This window comes from Phytoactinopolyspora endophytica, from assembly GCF_004138495.1.
Lineage (GTDB): Bacteria > Actinomycetota > Actinomycetes > Jiangellales > Jiangellaceae > Phytoactinopolyspora > Phytoactinopolyspora endophytica.
The window spans coordinates 374,799-375,423 of record NZ_ML142853.1; the positions used below are offsets into that span (position 1 = coordinate 374,799).

The window sequence follows — 625 nt, forward strand, 5'->3', positions numbered from 1 at the left end:
CGCCCGCTCCCGGGCGCGAATTCGTCCGGGTCGGCGGTCACACATCATGCGTGTCGGTGACGCTGACGGGGGAAGCGTCACCGACACTCGTGCTGGATGCCGGGACCGGGTTGACCAACCTGTCCCATGCACTCGGCGGCCACGCGTTCCACGGTGAGATCGTCCTGACCCACCTGCACTGGGACCACGTCCAGGGCCTGCCCTTCTTCCGCGCGGGTGACCGCGAGGACGCGGGCGTCGTCCTGCACGTGCCCTCCCAGAATGTGTCGTCGCAGAGCGCATACCCGGCCATCGCAACGGGCGCGCGGTCACCGGCTGGGACTGCCACCCCGCCGCTACACGGTTCCACCACCTCGCCGCAAACCGGCCCTGCCACCCGGTCTCAGCACGACCCTGCCAACCGGTCTCAGCACGACCCTGCCACCCCGTTGGCCACGACGGAGGCCGACAGAGCACGGCAACTCGATGTGATAGAGGACCAAGGCCACCTATCGCAGGGCGTCGGTACGTCCGACGATCCCGGCTCGGCGGCGGCGCTGCTGAGCCGGGCGATGTCCCCGCCGCACTTTCCCATCGGCCCGGAAGGCCTGGCCGGCCGCTGGCGTTTCGAAGCATCCGACGCCGG

Annotated in this window: 1 pseudogene; it reads left to right on the top strand. The window is 70.2% G+C overall.

Features of this window, described 5'->3' with window-relative positions:
- Nucleotides 1-56: 56 nt before the first annotated feature.
- A pseudogene (locus ELR45_RS35075) lies at nucleotides 57-625 on the top strand (hypothetical protein); the annotation flags it as partial.